13 protein-coding genes are annotated in these 19251 nt (G+C 65.8%); 12 read left to right on the top strand and 1 reads right to left on the bottom strand.

The window, feature by feature from the left end; genetic code table 11:
- Window positions 1-22: 22 nt before the first annotated feature.
- Genes AB4N80_RS19495 through AB4N80_RS19440 form a run of 12 tightly spaced genes read left to right on the top strand, consistent with a single transcriptional unit; the run spans window position 23 to window position 18694 of the window.
- A complete protein-coding gene (locus AB4N80_RS19495) occupies window positions 23-5497 on the top strand; it encodes a non-ribosomal peptide synthetase (protein WP_460078350.1) in 5475 nt (1824 codons plus the stop codon).
- Window positions 5494-7233, top strand: coding sequence for an ABC transporter ATP-binding protein (locus AB4N80_RS19490; protein ID WP_460078346.1), 1740 nt, complete (start codon window positions 5494-5496; stop codon window positions 7231-7233). The genes AB4N80_RS19495 and AB4N80_RS19490 overlap by 4 nt, the downstream gene beginning before the upstream one ends.
- Window positions 7230-8975, top strand: a complete 1746-nt coding sequence (locus AB4N80_RS19485; protein ID WP_122564808.1) for an ABC transporter ATP-binding protein — start codon at window positions 7230-7232, stop codon at window positions 8973-8975. The genes AB4N80_RS19490 and AB4N80_RS19485 overlap by 4 nt, the downstream gene beginning before the upstream one ends.
- Window positions 8969-10072, top strand: a complete 1104-nt coding sequence (locus tag AB4N80_RS19480) for a saccharopine dehydrogenase NADP-binding domain-containing protein (protein WP_122564809.1) — start codon at window positions 8969-8971, stop codon at window positions 10070-10072. The genes AB4N80_RS19485 and AB4N80_RS19480 overlap by 7 nt, the downstream gene beginning before the upstream one ends.
- Window positions 10069-11103, top strand: a complete 1035-nt coding sequence (locus tag AB4N80_RS19475; RefSeq protein WP_122564810.1) for a class I SAM-dependent methyltransferase — start codon at window positions 10069-10071, stop codon at window positions 11101-11103. The genes AB4N80_RS19480 and AB4N80_RS19475 overlap by 4 nt, the downstream gene beginning before the upstream one ends.
- Entirely contained in the window at window positions 11100-12812 is a 1713-nt protein-coding gene (locus tag AB4N80_RS19470) for a class I SAM-dependent methyltransferase (RefSeq protein ID WP_240998394.1), read from the top strand. Before AB4N80_RS19475 ends, AB4N80_RS19470 begins: the two co-directional genes overlap by 4 nt.
- On the top strand, window positions 12809-13954 hold the full coding sequence (locus AB4N80_RS19465; protein WP_354339018.1) for a Gfo/Idh/MocA family oxidoreductase: 1146 nt from the start codon (window positions 12809-12811) through the stop codon (window positions 13952-13954). Before AB4N80_RS19470 ends, AB4N80_RS19465 begins: the two co-directional genes overlap by 4 nt.
- Window positions 13951-14664: a VOC family protein gene (locus tag AB4N80_RS19460; RefSeq protein WP_305467009.1), complete on the top strand. Its 714-nt coding sequence runs from the start codon at window positions 13951-13953 to the stop codon at window positions 14662-14664. Before AB4N80_RS19465 ends, AB4N80_RS19460 begins: the two co-directional genes overlap by 4 nt.
- On the top strand, window positions 14657-16255 hold the full coding sequence (locus tag AB4N80_RS19455) for a (2,3-dihydroxybenzoyl)adenylate synthase (protein ID WP_460078335.1): 1599 nt from the start codon (window positions 14657-14659) through the stop codon (window positions 16253-16255). Before AB4N80_RS19460 ends, AB4N80_RS19455 begins: the two co-directional genes overlap by 8 nt.
- A complete protein-coding gene (locus tag AB4N80_RS19450; RefSeq protein ID WP_122564814.1) occupies window positions 16252-17010 on the top strand; it encodes a thioesterase II family protein in 759 nt (252 codons plus the stop codon). Before AB4N80_RS19455 ends, AB4N80_RS19450 begins: the two co-directional genes overlap by 4 nt.
- A complete protein-coding gene (locus tag AB4N80_RS19445) occupies window positions 17007-17315 on the top strand; it encodes an isochorismate lyase (protein ID WP_122564815.1) in 309 nt (102 codons plus the stop codon). Before AB4N80_RS19450 ends, AB4N80_RS19445 begins: the two co-directional genes overlap by 4 nt.
- Window positions 17312-18694 (top strand): isochorismate synthase, encoded by a 1383-nt coding sequence (locus AB4N80_RS19440; protein ID WP_460078332.1) that lies wholly within the window; start codon window positions 17312-17314, stop codon window positions 18692-18694. The genes AB4N80_RS19445 and AB4N80_RS19440 overlap by 4 nt, the downstream gene beginning before the upstream one ends.
- A gap of 55 nt (window positions 18695-18749) precedes the next feature.
- On the opposite strand, the gene AB4N80_RS19435 is transcribed toward AB4N80_RS19440, so the two are convergent.
- A complete protein-coding gene (locus AB4N80_RS19435; protein ID WP_122564817.1) occupies window positions 18750-19250 on the bottom strand; it encodes a lipocalin-like domain-containing protein in 501 nt (166 codons plus the stop codon).
- Window position 19251 lies beyond the last annotated feature (1 nt).

Raw genomic sequence — 19251 nt, 5'->3', positions numbered from 1 at the left:
CTTTTTTCCAGGAGCTGTACCCATGCCCGCCGCCAAACTGCTAAGTGAACTCAAGTCCCTGGGCGTCGAACTCTGGCCCCAGGATGGACAACTGAAATTCCGCGCGCCCCAAGGCCTGCTCAATGCCGAGCGCCTCGCACAACTGCGCGAGCACAAACAACAGATCCTGCACCTGCTCGAAACACAGGAACGGCCCCTGGTCCAGGCTGACCCGGCGAACCGCCACGCGCCCTTCCCGCTCACCGATGTACAGAACGCCTACCTCTTGGGCCGCCAATCTTCGTTTGGCTACGGCAACGTGGCCTGCCATGGCTATCTGGAACTGAGCTGGCCGCTGCTCGATCCGCAGCGGGTGGAACAGGCGTGGAACCGTCTGATCGAGCGTCACGACATGCTGCGCGCGGTAATCGCCAGCGAGGGTTCGCAATGCGTCCTGGCCAACGTGGCCCATTACCCGCTGGCCGTCGCGGACCTGCGCGGCGCTACTGGCGAAGAACAACAGCACGCCGTGCAACACATCCGCCAGGCCATGGAACAGAAGCTCTACCCCACCGATCAATGGCCGCTGTTCGAATTGCGCATGAGCCGCAGCGACAGTGGCGACACCCTGCATTTCTCCATGGACTCGCTGATTGCCGACTGGGCCAGCGCACAGTTGCTGTTCAACGAGTTGGAGCTGTTGCTGGACGATCCCCAGGCTACCCTGGATCCCCTGGACATCACCTTCCGCGACTACCTGCTGGCCGAGCGTGGCCTGCTCGAAGGCAGCCGCCATCAACGCGACCGCGAGTATTGGCTGGCGCGCGTCGATGATCTGCCCGCCGCACCGCAACTGCCGGCTCCCCTGAGCGGCGAAGACACGACCGTAGCGCGTTTCCAGCGGCACTCGGCCCAGTTCGATCAGCCACACTGGAGCGCCCTGAAAAAAGCCGCCAGCGAACGCGGCCTGACCCCCTCCATTGCAGTACTCGCTGCCTACGTCGGGACTTTGCAACGCTGGAGCCAGCGCCCCGCCTTCAGCCTCAACCTGACGCTGCTCAACCGCTTGCCACTGCACCCGCAGGTGGATCGGCTGGTGGGGGACTTCACCTCCGTCAGCCTGCTGCAGGTCAACGACCCTCAAGGCCAGGACTTCGCCCAGCAGGCCCGGCAACTGGGCAGCCAATTGTTTGCCGACCTGGAGCACCGGCTATTTTCCGGCATTGAAGTGATGCGTGAAATCGGCCGTCGGCGTGGCCGTGAAGCCGCAGCCATGCCCGTGGTGTTCACCAGCGCCATTGGCCTGGCGATCGAACCCCTGGCGGCCAGCCAGCGCCGGGTGGGCCACGGCATTACCCAGACCCCGCAAGTCACCCTCGACTGCCAGGTGATGGATGACCTCCACGGTTTGCACATCCATTGGGATGTGCGCCAAGGCGTGTTCCCCGACGGCTTGGTCAACGACATGCAGCAGGCGTTCCTGGCTCAGTTGCAGCGATTGGCCCTGGACCCGGTCGCCTGGGAACAACCGATGCAGGTGCCCCTGCCGGCCTGGCAACAACGTGAGCGCCTGGCAGCGAATACCACCGCCGCGCCGCTGCCCACCGGTCGCTTGCAGGACGGCCTGCTGGCCATGGCCGAGGCACATCCGCAAGCGTTGGCGGTGATCGACGCCAGTGGCAGCCTGACCTACGCCGCACTCGTCGAACGCGCCCGTGCGGTCGCCGCCACCCTGTGCCAGGCGGGTTGCGCTGCCCAGGAACCGGTGGCGATCCTCATGCCCAAAGGCCTCGATCAGGTCGTGGCGGCCTACGGCGTATTGCTTGCCGGGGCTGCCTACCTGCCACTGGACAGCAACGCCCCGGCCGCCCGCCGCGATCGCGTGCTGCGCAGCGCCCAGGTGCGTCATGTCCTCGGCCAGTCCCAGAGTTTGCCCAATACGCCGCTGCTTGAGGGGGTGCACTGGCATGCGGTGGATCAACTGGCGCCCGCGTCGGCTGATTTCAAAGCGGCCGACGGCAGTCCCGATGATCTCGCCTACGTGATCTTCACCTCCGGCTCCACGGGCGATCCCAAAGGCGTGATGATCAGCCATCGCGCCGCCCTCAACACCGTGCAAGACATCAACCGACGCTTTCAACTCAGCGCCAAGGATCGCGTGCTGGGGTTGGCACAGTTGAGTTTCGACCTGTCGGTGTACGACCTCTTCGGTCCCCTCGCAGCGGGCGGTGCGCTGGTGCTGCCCGACCCGGCACGCGGCGCCGACCCGTCGCACTGGGCCGAGCTGGTGCAGCGTCACCAGGTGACGCTGTGGAACTCGGTGCCTGCGCAACTGCACATGCTCGCCCATTACCTGCATGCCGAGCCTCGGCCGCTGGACAGCCTGCGCCTGGCCTTGTTGTCCGGTGACTGGATCCCGCTGAACCTGCCGCCGCAACTCCAACGGCTCTTGCCCGGCCTGGCCCTGGTAGGCCTCGGTGGCGCGACCGAAGCCTCGATCTGGTCCAACCTGCACCCGATCGGCGCGATTGACCCGGCGTGGCGCAGTATTCCCTATGGCCTGCCCTTGGCGAACCAGGGCTTTCGCGTGCTCGACAGCCAATGGCGCGACGCGCCGACCTGGGTGCCCGGCGACCTGTACATCAGCGGTGTCGGCCTGGCCCAGGGGTACCTCGGCGACCGGGCACTGAGCGAGGCGCGGTTCTTCGCCCATCCGGTGGATGGCCAGCGCCTGTATCGCACCGGCGATCGGGGTCGCTACCTGCCGGGTGGCGAACTGGAATTTCTCGGCCGTGAAGACGGCCAAGTGAAAATCCGTGGGCATCGGGTTGAACTGGGCGAGATCGACGCCGCATTGCTCGCCGCCCCTGGCGTGGACAGCGCAGTCAGCCTGGTCACCGGTGACGAAACCGGCGAGCGTAGCCTGTTGGCGTTCGTTACCGCTGCGCGGACAACGCCAAAACCGCTGCCGGACGCGTCCTTGCTCACGACCATCAATCGTTACGCCGACAACCAGGTCGGCACCTTTGACGCGCAACAGGTACGCGATTACCAGGCAGACCTCCGTGCCGCGGCATTGAGCTCGATGCTGGAGGTGATGCTCAAGGCCGGGCTGTTCAGCGGCGAGCTGGCCGAACCCGATGCCCCGGCCATTCTCAACGCCTTGCAGGCACAACCGCGTCATCACTGGCTGGTACGCCGCTGGCTGGGCTCGCTGTGCGATGCAGGCCTGGTGCAACTCGAACAATCGCGCTATCGCCTGGCGCAACCGGCACCCGAGCCGGCGCTGGCCTGGGGCCAGGTAGAACAGGCGGTCGCCTCGGGGCTGTGCAGCCAGGCGCTGTTCGACTATCAGCTCAACCATGTCTGGCAATTGCCGCAATTACTCAAGGGCGAGGTCAACCCGTTCGACCTGCTGTTTCCCCAAGGCCAACAGGACCTGGCGTTGCAGCTGTACGGCGGGGACGCCGTCTCGCGCTACAACAATCACAGCATCGCGGCCCTGATCAATCGCCTCGCCACTCACCATGACGGCGACGGCCCATTGCGCATCCTGGAAATCGGCGCCGGCACCGGCGCTACCAGCGCGCCCGTGATTGGCCTGCTCGATGGCTTGGATGTCGATTATTTGTTCACCGACATGACCGCTTTTTTCCTGCCGGCGGCCAAGCAACGGTTTGCCGAGCACGCCTGGGTGCGTTACGGCGTGCTGGACATCGACCAGGACATCCGGCCCCAAGGGCTGGTCAGCAACAGCGTCGATGTCGTGCTGTGCGCGGGCATGCTCAACAGCGTCAAGGACATCGACAGGGCCCTCGGCCAGATCACCGAACTGCTCAGCCCTGGTGGCTGGTTGGTGTTCAGCGAACCCACCGGCGAATGGCCGCCGATCCTGCTGACCCAGGGTTTCATGATGACGCCGGTCAACGGCGATCATGACCAGGGCCATAGCGGCTTGCACGACGCCGAAACCTGGCAGGCGCGGATCCAGGCTTTTGGAGGTGAGTGCCTGTCCGCCCTGCCCCAGGCCGATCACCCGCTGGCTGCCCTCGGCATGCAGGTGTTCGCCGCCCGTTTCAAGGCCGGATTCCAGCGCCTGGACGTCGACAGCCTGCGCCGCGCCCTGGCGCAGCGCTTGCCCGAGTACATGCTGCCGGCGCACCTGCAAGTGCTCGACCGCTTGCCATTGACCGCCAACGGCAAGGTCGACCGCAAGACCCTGGCCAGCTTGCGCCCCGCCGTTGATGCCCAGGTGTCGGCTGGCCAGGCGACGCCGAGCGATCCGCTCACCGCCGAGCTGTGCCGGCTGTGGGCCGAGGCGTTGGGATTGACGCAGATTGGCGTCGACGACAGTTTTTACGAAAAAGGCGCCGACTCACTGATCCTCGCCCGCGTCGCCGGTCAACTGCGTGAACAACTGCCCCAGGCCCAGGGCTTGAGTTACGACACACTGCTGCGGCAGATGCTCAACGAGCCGAATGTGGCCGCCCTGGTGCGCCTGCTCAACCATGGCGAAACCGCGACAGCCCCCACTCCGGCGAGCGGCGAAGCCCAGCGCTCGTCAAACAGCAATGCGTTGGTGGTGCCGTTTGGCGGTGGCGACGTCGGCCCGGTGCGGGTGATGTTCCACGCCGCCCTCGGCACCCTGGATTACTTCCAACACCTGGGGCGCGCCCTGGCCGAGCAACAGGCCGGGCCGGTGATCGGCTTTGCCGTGGCCGACACCGAGCGTTACCTGGCCCTGGAGCCCAAGCGCCTGATCGAAAGCGTGGCCCAGGACTACGCCGAACGCTTGATCGCCGACGGTCATCAGCGCTTCCAGTTGATCGGTTACTGCCTCGGCGGGCTGCTCGCCACCGAGGTCGCCCGGCGCCTGCTCGAACGCGGCATGGACGTGGTGGACCTGAGCCTGATCGACAGCATTCCGATGTTCATCGACACCGACGAAGAGCTGGCCTATGAGGCGATCTTCGTGCCCAACCTGAACCTGGACCCGGTTAAAACCGTGTTCGGCGCACACATTGAGGACTACGACGTGTACCGCGCCATCGACCTGCTGATGGCCCGTGACAATCGCCGCGTGCCGGCCGGGGCCATGGCGTCCTTGAGCGGCGATCCGGGCCTGGAAGCCCTGGCGCTGGCGGTGCAACAACAATCGGCGCGCAGCCAGGAAGAACGCCTGGCCGAGTACGCGCGCCTGGCGTCGGGCCAGGCCGGGGTGCCCATTGGCCCGGAACTGGTGCCAACACTGTTTCGCGTGTGCCGCCACAGCATGCGCGCGGCACGGTTCGACCCGCCGCCGTTCCTCGGCAACATGACCTACCTGCGCTGCCTGGAACAGCAATCGTTCGGCATCACCGGCGGCGTTGGCCACCTGGCGGCACCGTTCTGGGAAGACGCGTGCCTGGGGCGGTTCGACTTGATCGACGTGCCCGGCAACCACTTCAGCGTGATCGAACCACCCCACGTCCACACCGTCACCGCGCACCTGCTGGACGCCCTACGGAAAAACTCATGACGAGCGCTTTGGATACCCTGAAACGTCCGGTCAACCGCCTGATCCGTCTCGGCGTGGTGTTTGCCGCGGTCGGCGCGCTGGTCAACCTGGTGCCCTTCATCGGCCTGACCGAGCTGGGCCGATTGCTGCTGGCCGGCAGCGTCGACGCTCAATCCTTGTGGCGCTGGGCGGCGCTGGTGGTGATTGCCTTGAGCCTGGGCTGGATGGCCAACGGCGTGGCCTTGTGGTTGACCCACCTGGCGGACCACCGCCTGCAGGCGAGCCTGCGCGAAGCCATGGTACGCAAGCTGGGGCGCGTGCCCCTGGGCTGGTACACCGACACCACCTCGGGCGCGGTGCGCAAAGTGGTGCAGGACGATCTGGAAGACCTGCATCACCTGGTCGCCCACCATGCGGTGGAACTCACCGCGGCCATCGTCACGCCCGTGGCCGGTCTGGTGTGGCTGGTCACGCTGAACTGGCGCCTGGCGCTGCTGGCCGTGCTGACCTTGCCGGTGTATGCAGTGGCCTACGCCCTGATGATGCGCGGCTTCGGCGCGAAGATGCAGTTGCTGGACAAAAGCATGAGCCGAGTCAGTGCCGCGATCGTCGAGTTTGTCCACGGCATTGCGGTGGTCAAGGCGTTCGGCCAGGTGGGCCAGGCCCATCGCAGCTATCAACAGGCGGTCAACCAGTTCAGCGAGCAATACGCCGGCTGGGTCAAGCCGCTGCTGCGCCTGGAAGCGTTTTCCTCCATGGCCTTGAGCGTTCCGGTGATCCTGCTGGTGAGCCTGGGGGTGGGCAGCCTGTTGCTGGCCGAAGGTTGGATCACGCCGCTGCAATTATTCGCCGAAACCTTGGTGGCGGTGGTGATTCCGCAGTCACTGTTGGTGATCAATCAGAGCCTGACCGCCCAACGCACCGCCCTGGCGGCCGCCGACCGCATCGAAGCGCTGCTCAAGGTCGACGAGCTGCCCGCGCCCAACGTGAGCAAGCAGCCCCAGGGCAGCGACATCACCTTTGAGCGCGTGCAGTTCGGCTACGACCCCGAGCACCCGATCCTTAACGGCGTGGATCTGTACTGCCCGGCCGGCAGCGTGACCGCCCTGGTCGGCGCATCCGGCGCGGGCAAATCGACCCTGGCCAAATTGGTGCCGCGCTTCCATGACGTCAACGCCGGCTGCGTGCGGGTGGGCGGTGTCGATGTGCGAGAAATCGATCCGCGCCAGCTGTATCGGCAAGTCGGTTTCGTCTTGCAAGACGCGCAACTGGTGCACGGGACCGTGGCCGATAACCTGCGCCTGGGCCGCCCCGACGCCAGCGACATCGAGATGGAGATGGCGGCTCGTTCGGCGCAGATTCACCCGCGCATCCAGGCCCTGCCCCGAGGCTATCAGTCGGTGATCGGCGAGGATGCGATTTTCTCCGGCGGTGAAGCGCAACGCCTGTCCATCGCCCGCACGCTGTTGGCCGATACGCCGGTGCTGATCCTCGACGAGGCCACCTCCCACGCCGACCCCGAATCCGAAGCGTTGATCCAGGACGCCTTGTCGGCCCTGGCCCGGGGTCGCACGGTGCTGGTAATCGCGCACCGCCTGGCCAGTATCAGCGGCGTCGACCAGATCGTTGTCCTCGATCAGGGCCGAGTGCTTGAAAGCGGTCGCCACGAATCCCTGCTTCAAGCCGACGGTGCCTATGCCCGCCTGTGGCGCGCCGGCGCCAAGCACTCCCTCCCCGAGCTGGAGATGTCCCTGTGATCCGCAGCCTTGTCACTTTACTGGGGCCGGCACATGCCGCAGGCCTCTACCGATACCTCGCGTGGCTGGTGACCAGCGCCGTGCTGCAAGGCCTGGCCGTAGCGTTCCTGGTGCCGATCCTGCACGCGCTGTTTGCCGGTGATCATCCCACGGCGATCGCTTGGCTGGCCGGCCTGGCGGCGATGGCCGTGCTAACGTGCGTTGCCCATTACCAGCAGGCGATGAAGGGCTTTGCGCTCGCGCTAGTCGTGCTGACCACCTTGCATGATCGTCTCGGCCAACACCTGGTCAACCTGCCCCTGGGCTGGTTTAACTCGGAGAAAGTCGGGCGTCTGTCGCGCAGTGCCACCAGCGGCACGTTGATGGTCACCGGTTTATTTGCTCATTACCTGGGGCCGGTGGTGTCCGGGGTGGTGGTACCAGCCACCGTCGCGCTGACCTTGTTCATCTTCGACTGGCGCCTGGGCCTGACCGCCTTGCTGTGCGCGCCGCTGATCTACTTCACCCATCACTGGTCCGCCGCAGCCATCGGCAGTAACGATGCCCGGGTCGAAGCCGCCGCGACCCTGGCCGGTAACCGCGTGGTGGAGTTCGCCCGCTACCAGCAAGTGCTGCGCGCCTTTGGCCGGACCCAGGACGGCTATGCGCCCTTACAGGCGGCCAACCTGGCGCAGAAACAGGCCGGCGGTTCGATGTTGTCCCAGACCTTTCCCAAATTGCTGGCCGGCGGCCTGACCGTGCAACTGGCCTTCGCGCTGCTGGTGGGCGTGGGCATCGCTCTCGCCGTCCGAGGCGACATCGACGCCATCCAGCTGGTCGCCCTGCTCGCCCTCGCGGCCCGATTTGTCGGGCCATTGGCCGAGGCGGCGGCGCGCAGCGGGCTGTTGCGCATGGCCGGTAATGACCTGGAGCAACTGGTCGGCATCCTGCGCGAGTCGCCACTGCCGCAACCCGCTGTCAGTCAGCCGTTGACCGCTCCTGGCAGCTTTGCCTTTGAACACGTCAGCTTCGCCTACGCCAGCGGCCCGACGGTACTGCGCGACCTGACATTCACGGCACCGGCCCATTCGATGACAGCGATTGTCGGCGCCTCGGGCTCGGGCAAGACCACCATCACGCGCCTGCTCATGCGCTTTTTCGATGCGACCGAGGGCCGCGTCAAGGTCGGTGGCGTCGATGTGCGCGAACTGTCCAACGAAGCCTTGATGGCGCAACTGTCGCTGGTGATGCAGGACGTCTACCTGTTCGACGACAGCCTCGAAGCCAACATCCGTGTCGGCAGGCCGGACGCCAATGCGCAGCAGGTGGCTGAAGCGGCGAGGCTGGCCGGCGTCGATGAAATCGTCGCGCGCCTGCCCCAGGGCTGGCACACCCCGGTGGGCGAAGGCGGCGCGGCATTGTCTGGCGGCGAACGCCAGCGGGTGTCCCTGGCCAGGGCGCTGCTCAAGCGCGCTCCTATCGTGCTGCTGGATGAAGCCACTGCCGCCCTGGATCCGCACAACGAAGCCTTTGTACAAGCGGCGATTCGTCGCCTGAAGCAAAGCTCGACGGTGCTGGTCATCGCCCATCGCCTGCCGACCATCATGGCCGCTGACCAGATTCTGGTGCTCGACCACGGCCGCCTGGTGGAAGCAGGCACACACTCGCAACTGCTGGCCCTCGACGGGCGTTACACCGGGTTCTGGCGAGATCGCCAGCGTGCCGGCGGCTGGCGCCTGAATGCGCAGGCCCAGCCATGCTGATCGGGGTCCTGGGTGCCAGTGGCGATGTCGGTCTGGCCAGCGCTCGGGCGCTGTTGAGCTTGGGCGTGAACGAACTGCGCCTGGGCGGGCGTGACCCACGCAGCGGTGCCCACTGCCTGGCATCGCTCCAGCAGCAATGGCCCGACGCACGCCTGCAATGGACAGCGGTGGACTTCAATGATGCCCCTGCCCTGGCCGGGTTCGCCCGTGGCTGCGATGTGCTGCTCAACTGCGCCGGCCCCGCCTGGCAATTGGGAGATCGTGCCGCCCGGGCGGCGCTGCAAGCCGATGCGCATTACGTGGATGCCGCCGGCGAGATGACGCTTGAGCCGAGCCAGTGGCCCAACCGTTGCGCCGTCCTCGGTGCGGGCCTGCAACCAGGCCTTACCGGCTTGCTCCCACGTTGGCTGGCCGAGCGGGCCTTCACCCAGGTCCAGGGCCTGACCAGCTATTTCGGCCTGCGTGCCCCATTCACCGCCGTGGCCGCCGACGACTTCCTGCAAGGGGCGGTGGATGGCACCAGCGAGCCCCTGGCGGCATGGCGCAACGGCCGTTGCAGCCGGGCGCTGCGCCGCAGCCGGGACGTGGTGCTGCCGTGTTTCCCCGGCCAGGTTCACGTGCTGCCCTATTTGAATCAAGAAGGCGAACGCCTGGCCATGGACCTGAGCCTGGATGTCGGCCAGTGGTTCAACGTGATCACCGACGGGCATGTGCTCAAGGCGCTGGACCTGGCCCACAGCCTGCCGCGCGCCGAAGCGGTGCAGCGCTTGTGCGAGGCCAGCCTACTGGACCTCAGCGGCCAGGCCCCGTTCGTCACGTTGCTGCTGCAACTCGACGGGCAGTGGGACGGCCAGGCGCGCACTCGCAGCCTGGTGCTCAGTGGTGCAGGCAATGCGGCGCTGACCGGTGCAATGGCCGCCGCCACGGTGGTCAGCGTGGCGAACGGTGAAATCAGTGCCGGCTGCCATTACGCCGCCCAGGTGTTGCCACCCGCCGCCAGCCTTGAACGCCTGCAACGCACCGCGGCGATCCTTGCGCTGAACCTGCTACCCGGCCCGCTCGAACACCTGCACACCGTTGAAGAAGGTTGCCTATGAACAGCGCCCTGAATGAACTCGAACACGTGAGCCTGGGCGTGATGGCCCAAGTGTTGCTGCACACCGGGGCCTTGCCGTTGCAGGTCTGGCGCAGCGCCGGGCAGATCAACCACGCCTTGGGCACGGCCCCCCGCCATGCCTGGATTGTGCGGCGCTGGCTGGCGGCGCTGACCCGCGCCGGTGCGCTGGGCGAAGACGCCGGACGCCTCGCCTGGCAAGGCACGCCACCCACAGCCGCGATCGATAACTTGCCCGGGCTGTACGCCGAACTCGGCTTCCCGGCCAGCATGGCGCCCCTGCACAGCCAGGTCATTGAGTGCCTGCCCGACCTGTTGCGCGATCAACTTGCCCTGACACCGTTGCTCCTGCAATCGGGCGACCCCGTCGCGGTGTTGGGTGCCTACCAGCACAACCGCTTCACCGCAGCGATCAATCAGGCCCTCGCCGCTCGGGCAAGCGAAGTCCGTGCCCACGGCGATGTGCTGCGGGTGCTGGAATTGGGCGGCGGCGCCGCCTGCACCACCCACGCCGTGTTGGCAACGTTGCAAGCACACGAAAAGGACTATCGCTTTACCGACATCAGTGCGCTTTTCACCGGGGCGGCCCAGCGTCAGTTTCGCCTGGAGCCGGGGATGCATTTCGCCTTGCTCGACCTGGACCGAGGCTTCGCAGAGCAAGGCATCGAGGCCCGCAGCCAGGACCTGGTGATCGCCGGCAATGTGCTGCACAACGCCCGCGATCTGCCCCAAAGCCTCGGGCAGATTCGCGCCTGCCTGCGGGACGGCGGAAGCTTGTTGTTCAGCGAGTCCATCGCGGACAACCCGGCGATGCTGACCTTCATGCACCTGCTGTTGTCACCGCCTGCCGATGCGCCGCTGCGCGATACCGATGAAGCGTTCATCCCGCCTGATGCATGGCGCCAGGTCTTGCAAGCCCAGGGTTTCCAATTACTCGAAGTATGGCCCACGGCAACCGACCCGCTGGCGGTCGCCGGGCAACGTTTGTTTCACGCCGTAGGAGTTTCATCATGACGCTGCACGTTGACACCCTGCTGATTGAGCTGCCGGGCTGCACGCTCCCGTGGCATTTGCCTGCCCTGACTGACCTGGGCATACATCAACGCTCTCCGGCACGCCTATTGGCGGTCATCGAACGCCAACGCCCCGCCGTGGCGGTCATGAACGCCGAACAGCTGGAACGGCTGCTGGACTTCCCCGCCCTGCCGTTGACCGACCTGAGTTATCTGGAACAGGTGCTGTTCGTCACGGCGCAACCGGGCGATTGGCAACTCGCCGAGCGGGCGGCGGCACAGCTCAATTGTCGTGTCCAGGGGTTTACGGATGCCCTTGGGGAATGGCGCGACCTGACCAGCGTCAAACTCGAACATCAATGTTGGCGCGAGCGTGCCCTCGGGCATCCCGACGTGAGCTGCGTCGCGCTGCATGGCCAGACCTTGTTCGTCGTGCCTCACCCTTGCGAGGCCGCATGGGTCGAGGATTACCTCGATGCGACCGAAGCGGCCCTCGACCAGCAGTTTTCCACCGAGCAACTCGTCGAAGCGGTACGGCTCAATGATCGGCTTGGCCACGCCGCGTTGCTGTCGATGCTCAACGGCCTGGACCATTGCGGCCTGTTGCCCGCACCGTTGAGCGACGTCGTCCAGGGGCTGGCCCATGGGGGCATCGCGCCGGGGCACCGGCCGCTGATCGTGCGCTGGCTGGACGTGTTGCAAGGGCAAGGTCTGTTGAGTCGCGAAGGCACCCGACTGCACCCCACCCTCGACGCCAGCGCCTGGAGCGATGAAGCCCTCGAAGGTATCTGGTCGCAACTGACCCTGGACTGGACGCGCAACACCGGCGGCAGCGGCACCCTCGACTATGCGCGGGACAATGCCCGTCAATTGCCGGCGCTGATGCGCGGTGATTGTGCGGCCGTGCACCTGTTGTTTCCCGAAGGGCGCACCGAACGCGCGGCGGCGTTGTACCGCGAAAGCCTGGCGGCCCAGTACCAGCACCGCGCGGTGGCCCACTGGGTCGGTGCCTGGGCCGCACGCCAGCCAGCCGGTGTGCCGTTGCGCGTACTTGAAGTCGGTGCCGGCACCGGGTCGACCACCCAGGCCGTGTTGCCGGCCTTGGCCGACGCGTCGGTTGACTACCTGTGCACCGACGTGTCGCGCTATTTCAGTGAGCAGGCCGCCGAGCACTTGCAGGCCTGGCCGTGGGTTCGCCATGGCGTATTCGACATCGATCGGCCCGCCCTGGCCCAGGGTTACCGCAGCCAGAGTTGGGACCTGATCGTCGCCGGCGGCGTCCTCAATGCCGCCCGCGATACCGAACGCTCCCTGGCGACCCTGCTCGCCTTGCTCAAGCCGGGCGGCTGGCTGGTGTTCAGCGAACCCACGCAGGAGTCGTTCTGGGTGATGGCCTCCCAGGCCTTCATGCTCAACCAGGCCGACGATGAACGTCAGCTCAGCAGCACCACCTTCCTCAACCTCACGCAATGGCAAACCGCCCTGGCCAGGACCGGGTTCCAGGGCAACCGCAGCTTGCCCGCCGATGGACACCCACTGGCGCACCTGGGCCATCGCGTCTTCGTCGCCCAGGTGCCCGTCCATCGCTTGAGCCGCGCGGCATTGGCCGCGCACCTCGAAGAGCCCGCCTTGGATCTTGAGCTACTCGAACAATTGCCTGACGACCACACGCTGGCCCAGTGGGCACGCCTCCCGGAGACCTGCCCATGAACAGCACCCCTGCGCGCAAACGCGTGATCGTGGCCGGCACCGCGTTCGGTCGCATCTACCTGCAAGCCCTGGCCCGCGCCCGTGACTGCTACGAACTGGTGGGCATCCTGTCCCGCGGCAACGCCTATTCCCGGGCCTGCGCCGACCATTATGGAGTAGCACTGTACGAGACCGTCGAACAGGTGCCGGATGAGGTCGATATCGCTTGCGTGGTGGTACGCTCCGGCGCAACCGGTGGCGCTGGCGCTGACTTGGCTCAACAGTTTCTGCGTCGCGGCATCCACGTGTTGCAGGAACACCCGGTGCACCACCGCGAAATCGCCGCGTGCATGCAGGCCGCGCGCCAGGGCCACGCTGCCTATGCGGTGAATACGCTGTACCCGAATATCCTGGCGATCCGTCGCTTTCTCGCCGTGGCCGCCTATCTGCGCGATCAACAAGGGCTGGCGTATATCGAAGCCGCCTGCAACAGCCAGGTGGCTTACCCGCTGCTGGATATTCTCGGGCGCCTGGCCGGAGGCCTGCGGCCCTGGTCGTTCGCGGCACCGGCCGCTACGGTCGGGGAGCCCCCCTTCACCCGGCTCGATGCCTGTTTCAACGGCGTACCGATCAGCTTGCGGGTGCAGAACCAGGTGCACCCCAAGGACCCGGACAACCATTCGTTCCTGCTGCATCGCCTCGAAGTCGGTTGTGAAGCCGGGGTGCTGAGCCTGGGCGACACCCACGGCCCGGTGCTGTGGAACCCGCGCCTGCACGCTTTAAGGGACAGCACTGACCGGCTGATCATGGCCGGCCCCGGCAGCGAACGATTGGCCGGGCCAACGATGGTGCTGCTTGATCCGCAAGTGCCCCTGAGCTACCGACAAGTGTTCAACCAGGTTTGGCCCGACGCAGTCATCGTCGCCCTGGACGCGTTGTGCCTCGACATCGATGAACCTTCGCGGCGCCTGCGCAGCGGCGTCTGGGCCACCGAGGTGTCCATGGCCTGGCGTGAAATGAACAACCTGATTGGCATGCCCGCCTTGATAGAGCCGCCAGTGCCCCGCTCGCTGCCGCTGGCTGAACTCCAGGCCCTGGCCGACGCCGTGCAAGCCCCTTGCGGTGATGACACCGCCCAACTGCTGGGAGCGCTGCCATTTTGAACACTGCCCAATCCTCCTGCAGCCATGTGTTGCTGTGGGTGCGCGACTTGCACCAGGCCGTGGCGAACTTTCGTGCCGCCGGTTTCGAAGTCACCTACGCCACCGCCGAAGCTCGCGCCCAACACGCGCATATCTGGTTCAGCCAGGGGCCGATCATCGAATTACTCACCACACCGCGTCACGCCTGGCTGTTCAAGTGGCCCATCGACTGCCTGGCCGGCCGTGGCGCCGGGCGACGGATGTTGCGCTGGGCGGCCCAAGGTGAAGGGTTCTGCGACCTGGCGCTGCTGTGCGAGACCCCCGCCCTGGCGCCGCGCCTCAAAGGCCTGGCGGGCTGCGGCGTGGCCATGGGCCGGACGGTGAACTGGAGGCGTACCTGCGTTGATGGCCGCCAGACGCGGTTTCGTTTCGTCTACCCGCGCCACGACCGCCTGCCCTTCCTGGTCACGCCCTATGAGCCGGCCCAGCATCCGCCCCGAATGATTCACCCCAACGGCGCAACGGGCTTGGCAGCGATCCACTTGGGCGTACATCCCGCCGACCACACCGCCCTCAGCCTGCTGACCGGTGACGACCCGTTGCTGCGTATCCAGCCGGCCGAATACACCGGCGTACAGGCGGTGCGAATCGCCGGCCTGACGCACCCGCTGATTCTGCACGGCGCCCGTTTGCTGGGTTGCCCGACCGCTCAAGGAGATTGCCATGCTTGATGGATGCACCGACTGGCCCGACGACTTTATCCGCCGTTACCGCGAACACGGCTACTGGCAAGGCGTGCCGTTGGGCCAACTGCTGCGCGAACAGGCGCAGCGCACGCCACATAAAGAGGCGCTGGTGGACGGTCTTCGGCGTTGGCGTTACGCCGAGCTCGACCTGCAGGCCGACCGCTTGGCCGCCGGCCTCGCCGACCGGGGCCTGCGCGCTGGCCAGCGAGTACTGGTGCAACTGCCGAACATCGCCGAGTTTTTCAGCCTGACCTTCGCCCTGTTGCGCCTGGGTGTGATTCCGGTGTTTGCCCTGCCGGCCCATCGCGAACACGAACTGCTCCACTTGGCCCAACTGAGCCAGGCCGTGGCCTATGTGATTGTCGATCGGCACCTGGGCTTCGATTATCGGCCACTGGCGCGCACCCTGCGTGAGCAGGCGCCGAGCCTGCAACAGATCTGGGTGGTCGGGGCGGCCGAGGAGTTCGTGTCCCTGGCCGACTGTGTTGCTGACCCTCGTCCGCTGCCCGCGCCAGACTCACGGGAAGTCGCCGTGCTGCTACTGTCCGGCGGCACCACCGGCCTGCCCAAGCTAATCCCGCGCACCCATGACGATTACGCCTGCAATGCGCGCCTGGCGGCCCGCGCGTGCGGCTTCGACAGCCACACCCGCTACCTGGCGGCATTGCCCGTGGCGCACAACTTTCCCCTGGCCTCGCCCGGTGCGTTCGGGGTGTTTAGTGTCGGCGCGACCCTCGTGTTGGCGCCAGAGCCCAGCCCGGACACCACCTTCGAGCTGATCGAGAGCGAACGCATCACCCACACCGCTTTGATCCCGCCACTGGTGCTGTTGTGGCTGGAAATGGCGCAATGGTCCGACCATGACCTGAGCAGCCTGCAATGGCTGCAGGTCGGTGGCGCGCGGCTCAAGGCCGAGATCGCCGCACGTATCGGCCCTGTCCTGGGATGTGGCCTGCAACAGGTCTACGGGATGGCCGAAGGGTTGCTGTGTTTTACCCCGCTGGATGACCCGCAAGCGCGCATCTTCGAAACCCAGGGCCTGCCGCTCACCGCCGATGATGAGATCCGCATCGTCGACGTCGATGACGTCCCCGTCGCGCCAGGCGCCGTGGGCGAATTGCTGGTGCGCGGGCCCTACACCATTCGTGGTTACTACAACGCCGGCGAACAGAATCTGCGCGCCTTCACCGCCGACGGTTTCTACCGCAGCGGCGACCTGGTGCGACGTTTGCCCGAGGGCCATTTGATCGTCGAGGGGCGGACCAAGGATGTGATCAATCGCGGCGGCGAGAAAATTCCGGTGGAGGAAATCGAGAACCTGCTGCTGGGCCATCCGCTGATTCGCGATGTCGCCCTGGTGGCCTTGGCCGATGAGCTACTGGGTGAGCGCAGTTGCGCCTGTGTGCTGTCCCACGCCGAACAGGTCGAGCTGGGCGCGATCAACGCCTGGCTGCGCGAGCGTGGACTGGCCGCCTACAAACTGCCGGATCGCTTGCAGGTGCTGCGCGAATTTCCGTTGACGCGCCTGGGCAAGGTCAACCGCAAGGCCCTGGCGGAACAGGTGCAAGCCTTATGAGCCGCGAAATGTCCGCGTGGATACGCGTACTGCGTGAGGGCGGCCAACCTCGGGCCCGCCTGGTGTGTCTGCCCCATGCTGGGGGCAGCGCGAGTTTCTTCCGCCCGTGGCTGGCGCACCTGCCGGGAGATATCGATCTACTGGCCGTGCAATATCCCGGACGTGAAGAACGCTTCAACGAGGCGCGTATTGCCTGCCTGGCCAGCCTGGCCGAACACATCAGCCAAGCCCTGTTGAGTTTGCCCAGCCGCCCGCTGTGGCTGTTTGGCCACAGCATGGGTGCGGCGCTGGCCTACGCCGTCGGTGTGCAGCTGGAGGCGGCGGGCGTCGGTGCCGAGCATGTGTTTGTCTCGGCCCACCCGCCACCGCACCGGCAACCGTCCAGTGACCTGCACCGCCAGGACGACGCCGCGCTGATCGCCGACATTCTGCGCCAGGACGCCGAGGCCACCGGCCTATGGGGCAACCCGCAACTGCGCGCACTGTTCCTGCCAACCCTACGCAGCGACTACCAGGCCATCGAGACCTGGCGACCGGCGCAGCTTGACCGCTTGACGGCGCCCATCGACGTACTGCTGGCCCGGGCCGACACGGAAGTCAGCCTTGACCAGGCCCGGGCCTGGGCAGACCTGAGCGAACACACCCCGGATATCCGCCAGTTCGACGGCGATCATTTTTACCTCAAGCAACAGCCGCGCCCCGTGATCCATCACCTGCTGCAACGCACGGCCTACCTTCAAGGAGACTCGGTATGAAAACCCCGGAACACTGCACCGGCCTGCCGGACATTCGCCACGCCATCGACACCCTCGACCGGCAGATCGTCGATGCCTTGGGGCTACGCATGCAATACGTCCTCGCGGCCTCGTCCTTCAAGCCTGACCAGGCCAGTATCGCCGCACCGGACCGCGTCGCGGCGATGTTGCCGCAGCGCCGGCGATGGGCGCAGGAGGCCGGGCTGGACGGTGAATTCATTGAGGGCCTGTTCAACCAGATCATCCACTGGTACATCGCCGAACAAACGACGTTCTGGCTGCAAAAAAAGAGCGCGGCCGTATGAACGAAGCCGCCTTATTGAATGTGTTCGAAGCTGCGCACCAGCTCGCGCTGAAGCATCAACGTCCCGTCATCGCCGTGAGCTCGCGCCCCGCACCGTCCCTCGATCCCTTGGCGCTCTACGAAGCGCACCGGCAGGGCTTTTTCTGGTGCGCTCACTCACCGGGCCTGGCACTGTTCGGCTTGGGCTGTGCCTGGCAGATCGAAGCCGCGGGGCCCCAGCGATTGGCCGAGGTGAACCGTCAATGGTTCGCGCTGTGCGCCGACGCGGTGATCGATGGCCCCCATCCACCACTGCTGCTGGGCGGTATGCGTTTCGACACCCAGCAGCCTTGCGCGCCGCACTGGGCGCCGTTTGCCGATGCCAGTTTTCACCTGGCCCAATGGTTGCTCAGCGAGGACGCCGACGGCCGCTGGCTACGTTGCCAGTGCGTGGTGGAACCCGGTAGCGATCCGGCCGCATTGGCGCTTGCCAATCTGGCGGCGTACCAACAGCTTTTCCCGACGCCACACTCGCCCGAATCGTGCCCCGCGGTCATCGAACGCAATGCATTGCCCGCGCCGCAGTGGCAAGCCAAAGTCGCCAACGCCTTGCAGGCCATCGACAGCGGCGACCTGAGCAAAGTGGTGCTCGCCCGCCATATTGAATATCAGCTGGACGCCGCCCTCGATAGCGGCGCCGTCATGCGCCGGCTGTACGAGCGGCGCAACCAGACCCACCTGTTCGCCCTGCACCGAGGAGACAGCTGTTTCATGGGCGCAACGCCGGAGCGGCTGCTCAGTTGCCAGGAAAGCCATCTGAGCACCCATGCCCTCGCGGGTAGCGCTCGTCGCGCCCCAACGCCCGAGAAAGACCAGGAAGCAGGCGCAGGCTTGTTAGCGGATCCCAAGGAACTGCATGAACACCAACTGGTGGTGCAAACCATCCTGCAAGGCTTGTACGGCATCGTCAACGAGCTACAAGCGGCAACCCAACCCGAGCTTTTAAAACTGGCCACGGTGCAGCATTTGAGTACCCCGATCAGCGCCCGGCTGAAAGAAGGGCACAGCTTGCTGGACGGTATCCAGGCCTTGCACCCCACCCCGGCGGTTGGAGGTTTGCCGGGCGCGACAGCCATGGGCTTCATTCGTCATCACGAAGGTTTCGACCGGGGCTGGTACGCGGCCCCCATAGGCTGGCTGGACTCTCGGGGCAACGGCGATTTCCTGGTGGCCCTGCGCTCAGCACTGATGACACCTGCGCATTGCCACTTGTTCGCAGGCTGCGGGATTGTTCAAGGATCTCGACCGGCCGATGAATATGAGGAAACCCAAATCAAGCTGGCGAGCATGGAACAGGCCTTGCACCTCTCATACGTTAACGGCTACAGGTCAGGGTATTGAGGTCTATGCCAAGCCGCCCTGGGTCATCCAGGGCGGCACGCACGACGCATCGAAATCACCTTACACGCTCAAAGACGATGTGAACCTTCGCCCCATCGGGACGGCGAAAGTCTTCCACCATCCGGTCGCCGTCGACCTTCAACTGCAGGTCGTCCCGGGTACGCACAGCGCCCACCCAGTTCGGGAACGTAGACCCTTTGACCGTGTTGCCTGTGAACTCACCGTTCTGGTCGACGGTATAGCGCCCGAAGAAACCGATGCTCCCCGCCAGCGCTGCCCGGTTCTCCTCATCGGTGCCTTCACCACGCACATTGGATCGAAACGCCGGCACGCGCGGATCAGTGAGCACTTCGACAAACGTCAGCTCTGGCGTGAAGACGAGCCAGCCATGAGGATTGGGGCCGTAAGCATCCGATACACTGCCCTGACTCTCAACGGTTGCGCTGACCATACGCCATGTCCCGACCAAGGCGTTTTCTTTGCCCGTAAACACGCTGGAGCACGCCGATAAGGCAACGATCGCACCGACTGCCAGTACCTTGTTTTTCAGACGCATC

Source organism: Pseudomonas sp. H3_A02 (assembly GCF_054671965.1).
This window is presented reverse-complemented; position numbering and strand designations above follow the sequence as displayed.

Bases quoted from the DNA above. Each gene is read 5' to 3' on its own strand.
- AB4N80_RS19495 (WP_460078350.1), top strand. From the start codon at position 23: ATGCCCGCCGCCAAACTGCTAAGTGAACTCAAGTCCCTGGGCGTCGAA.
- AB4N80_RS19490 (WP_460078346.1), top strand. From the start codon at position 5,494: ATGACGAGCGCTTTGGATACCCTGAAACGTCCGGTCAACCGCCTGATC.
- AB4N80_RS19480 (WP_122564809.1), top strand. From the start codon at position 8,969: ATGCTGATCGGGGTCCTGGGTGCCAGTGGCGATGTCGGTCTGGCCAGC.
- AB4N80_RS19475 (WP_122564810.1), top strand. From the start codon at position 10,069: ATGAACAGCGCCCTGAATGAACTCGAACACGTGAGCCTGGGCGTGATG.
- AB4N80_RS19470 (WP_240998394.1), top strand. From the start codon at position 11,100: ATGACGCTGCACGTTGACACCCTGCTGATTGAGCTGCCGGGCTGCACG.
- AB4N80_RS19465 (WP_354339018.1), top strand. From the start codon at position 12,809: ATGAACAGCACCCCTGCGCGCAAACGCGTGATCGTGGCCGGCACCGCG.
- AB4N80_RS19455 (WP_460078335.1), top strand. From the start codon at position 14,657: ATGCTTGATGGATGCACCGACTGGCCCGACGACTTTATCCGCCGTTAC.
- AB4N80_RS19450 (WP_122564814.1), top strand. From the start codon at position 16,252: ATGAGCCGCGAAATGTCCGCGTGGATACGCGTACTGCGTGAGGGCGGC.
- AB4N80_RS19445 (WP_122564815.1), top strand. From the start codon at position 17,007: ATGAAAACCCCGGAACACTGCACCGGCCTGCCGGACATTCGCCACGCC.
- AB4N80_RS19440 (WP_460078332.1), top strand. From the start codon at position 17,312: ATGAACGAAGCCGCCTTATTGAATGTGTTCGAAGCTGCGCACCAGCTC.
- AB4N80_RS19435 (WP_122564817.1), bottom strand. From the start codon at position 19,250: ATGCGTCTGAAAAACAAGGTACTGGCAGTCGGTGCGATCGTTGCCTTA.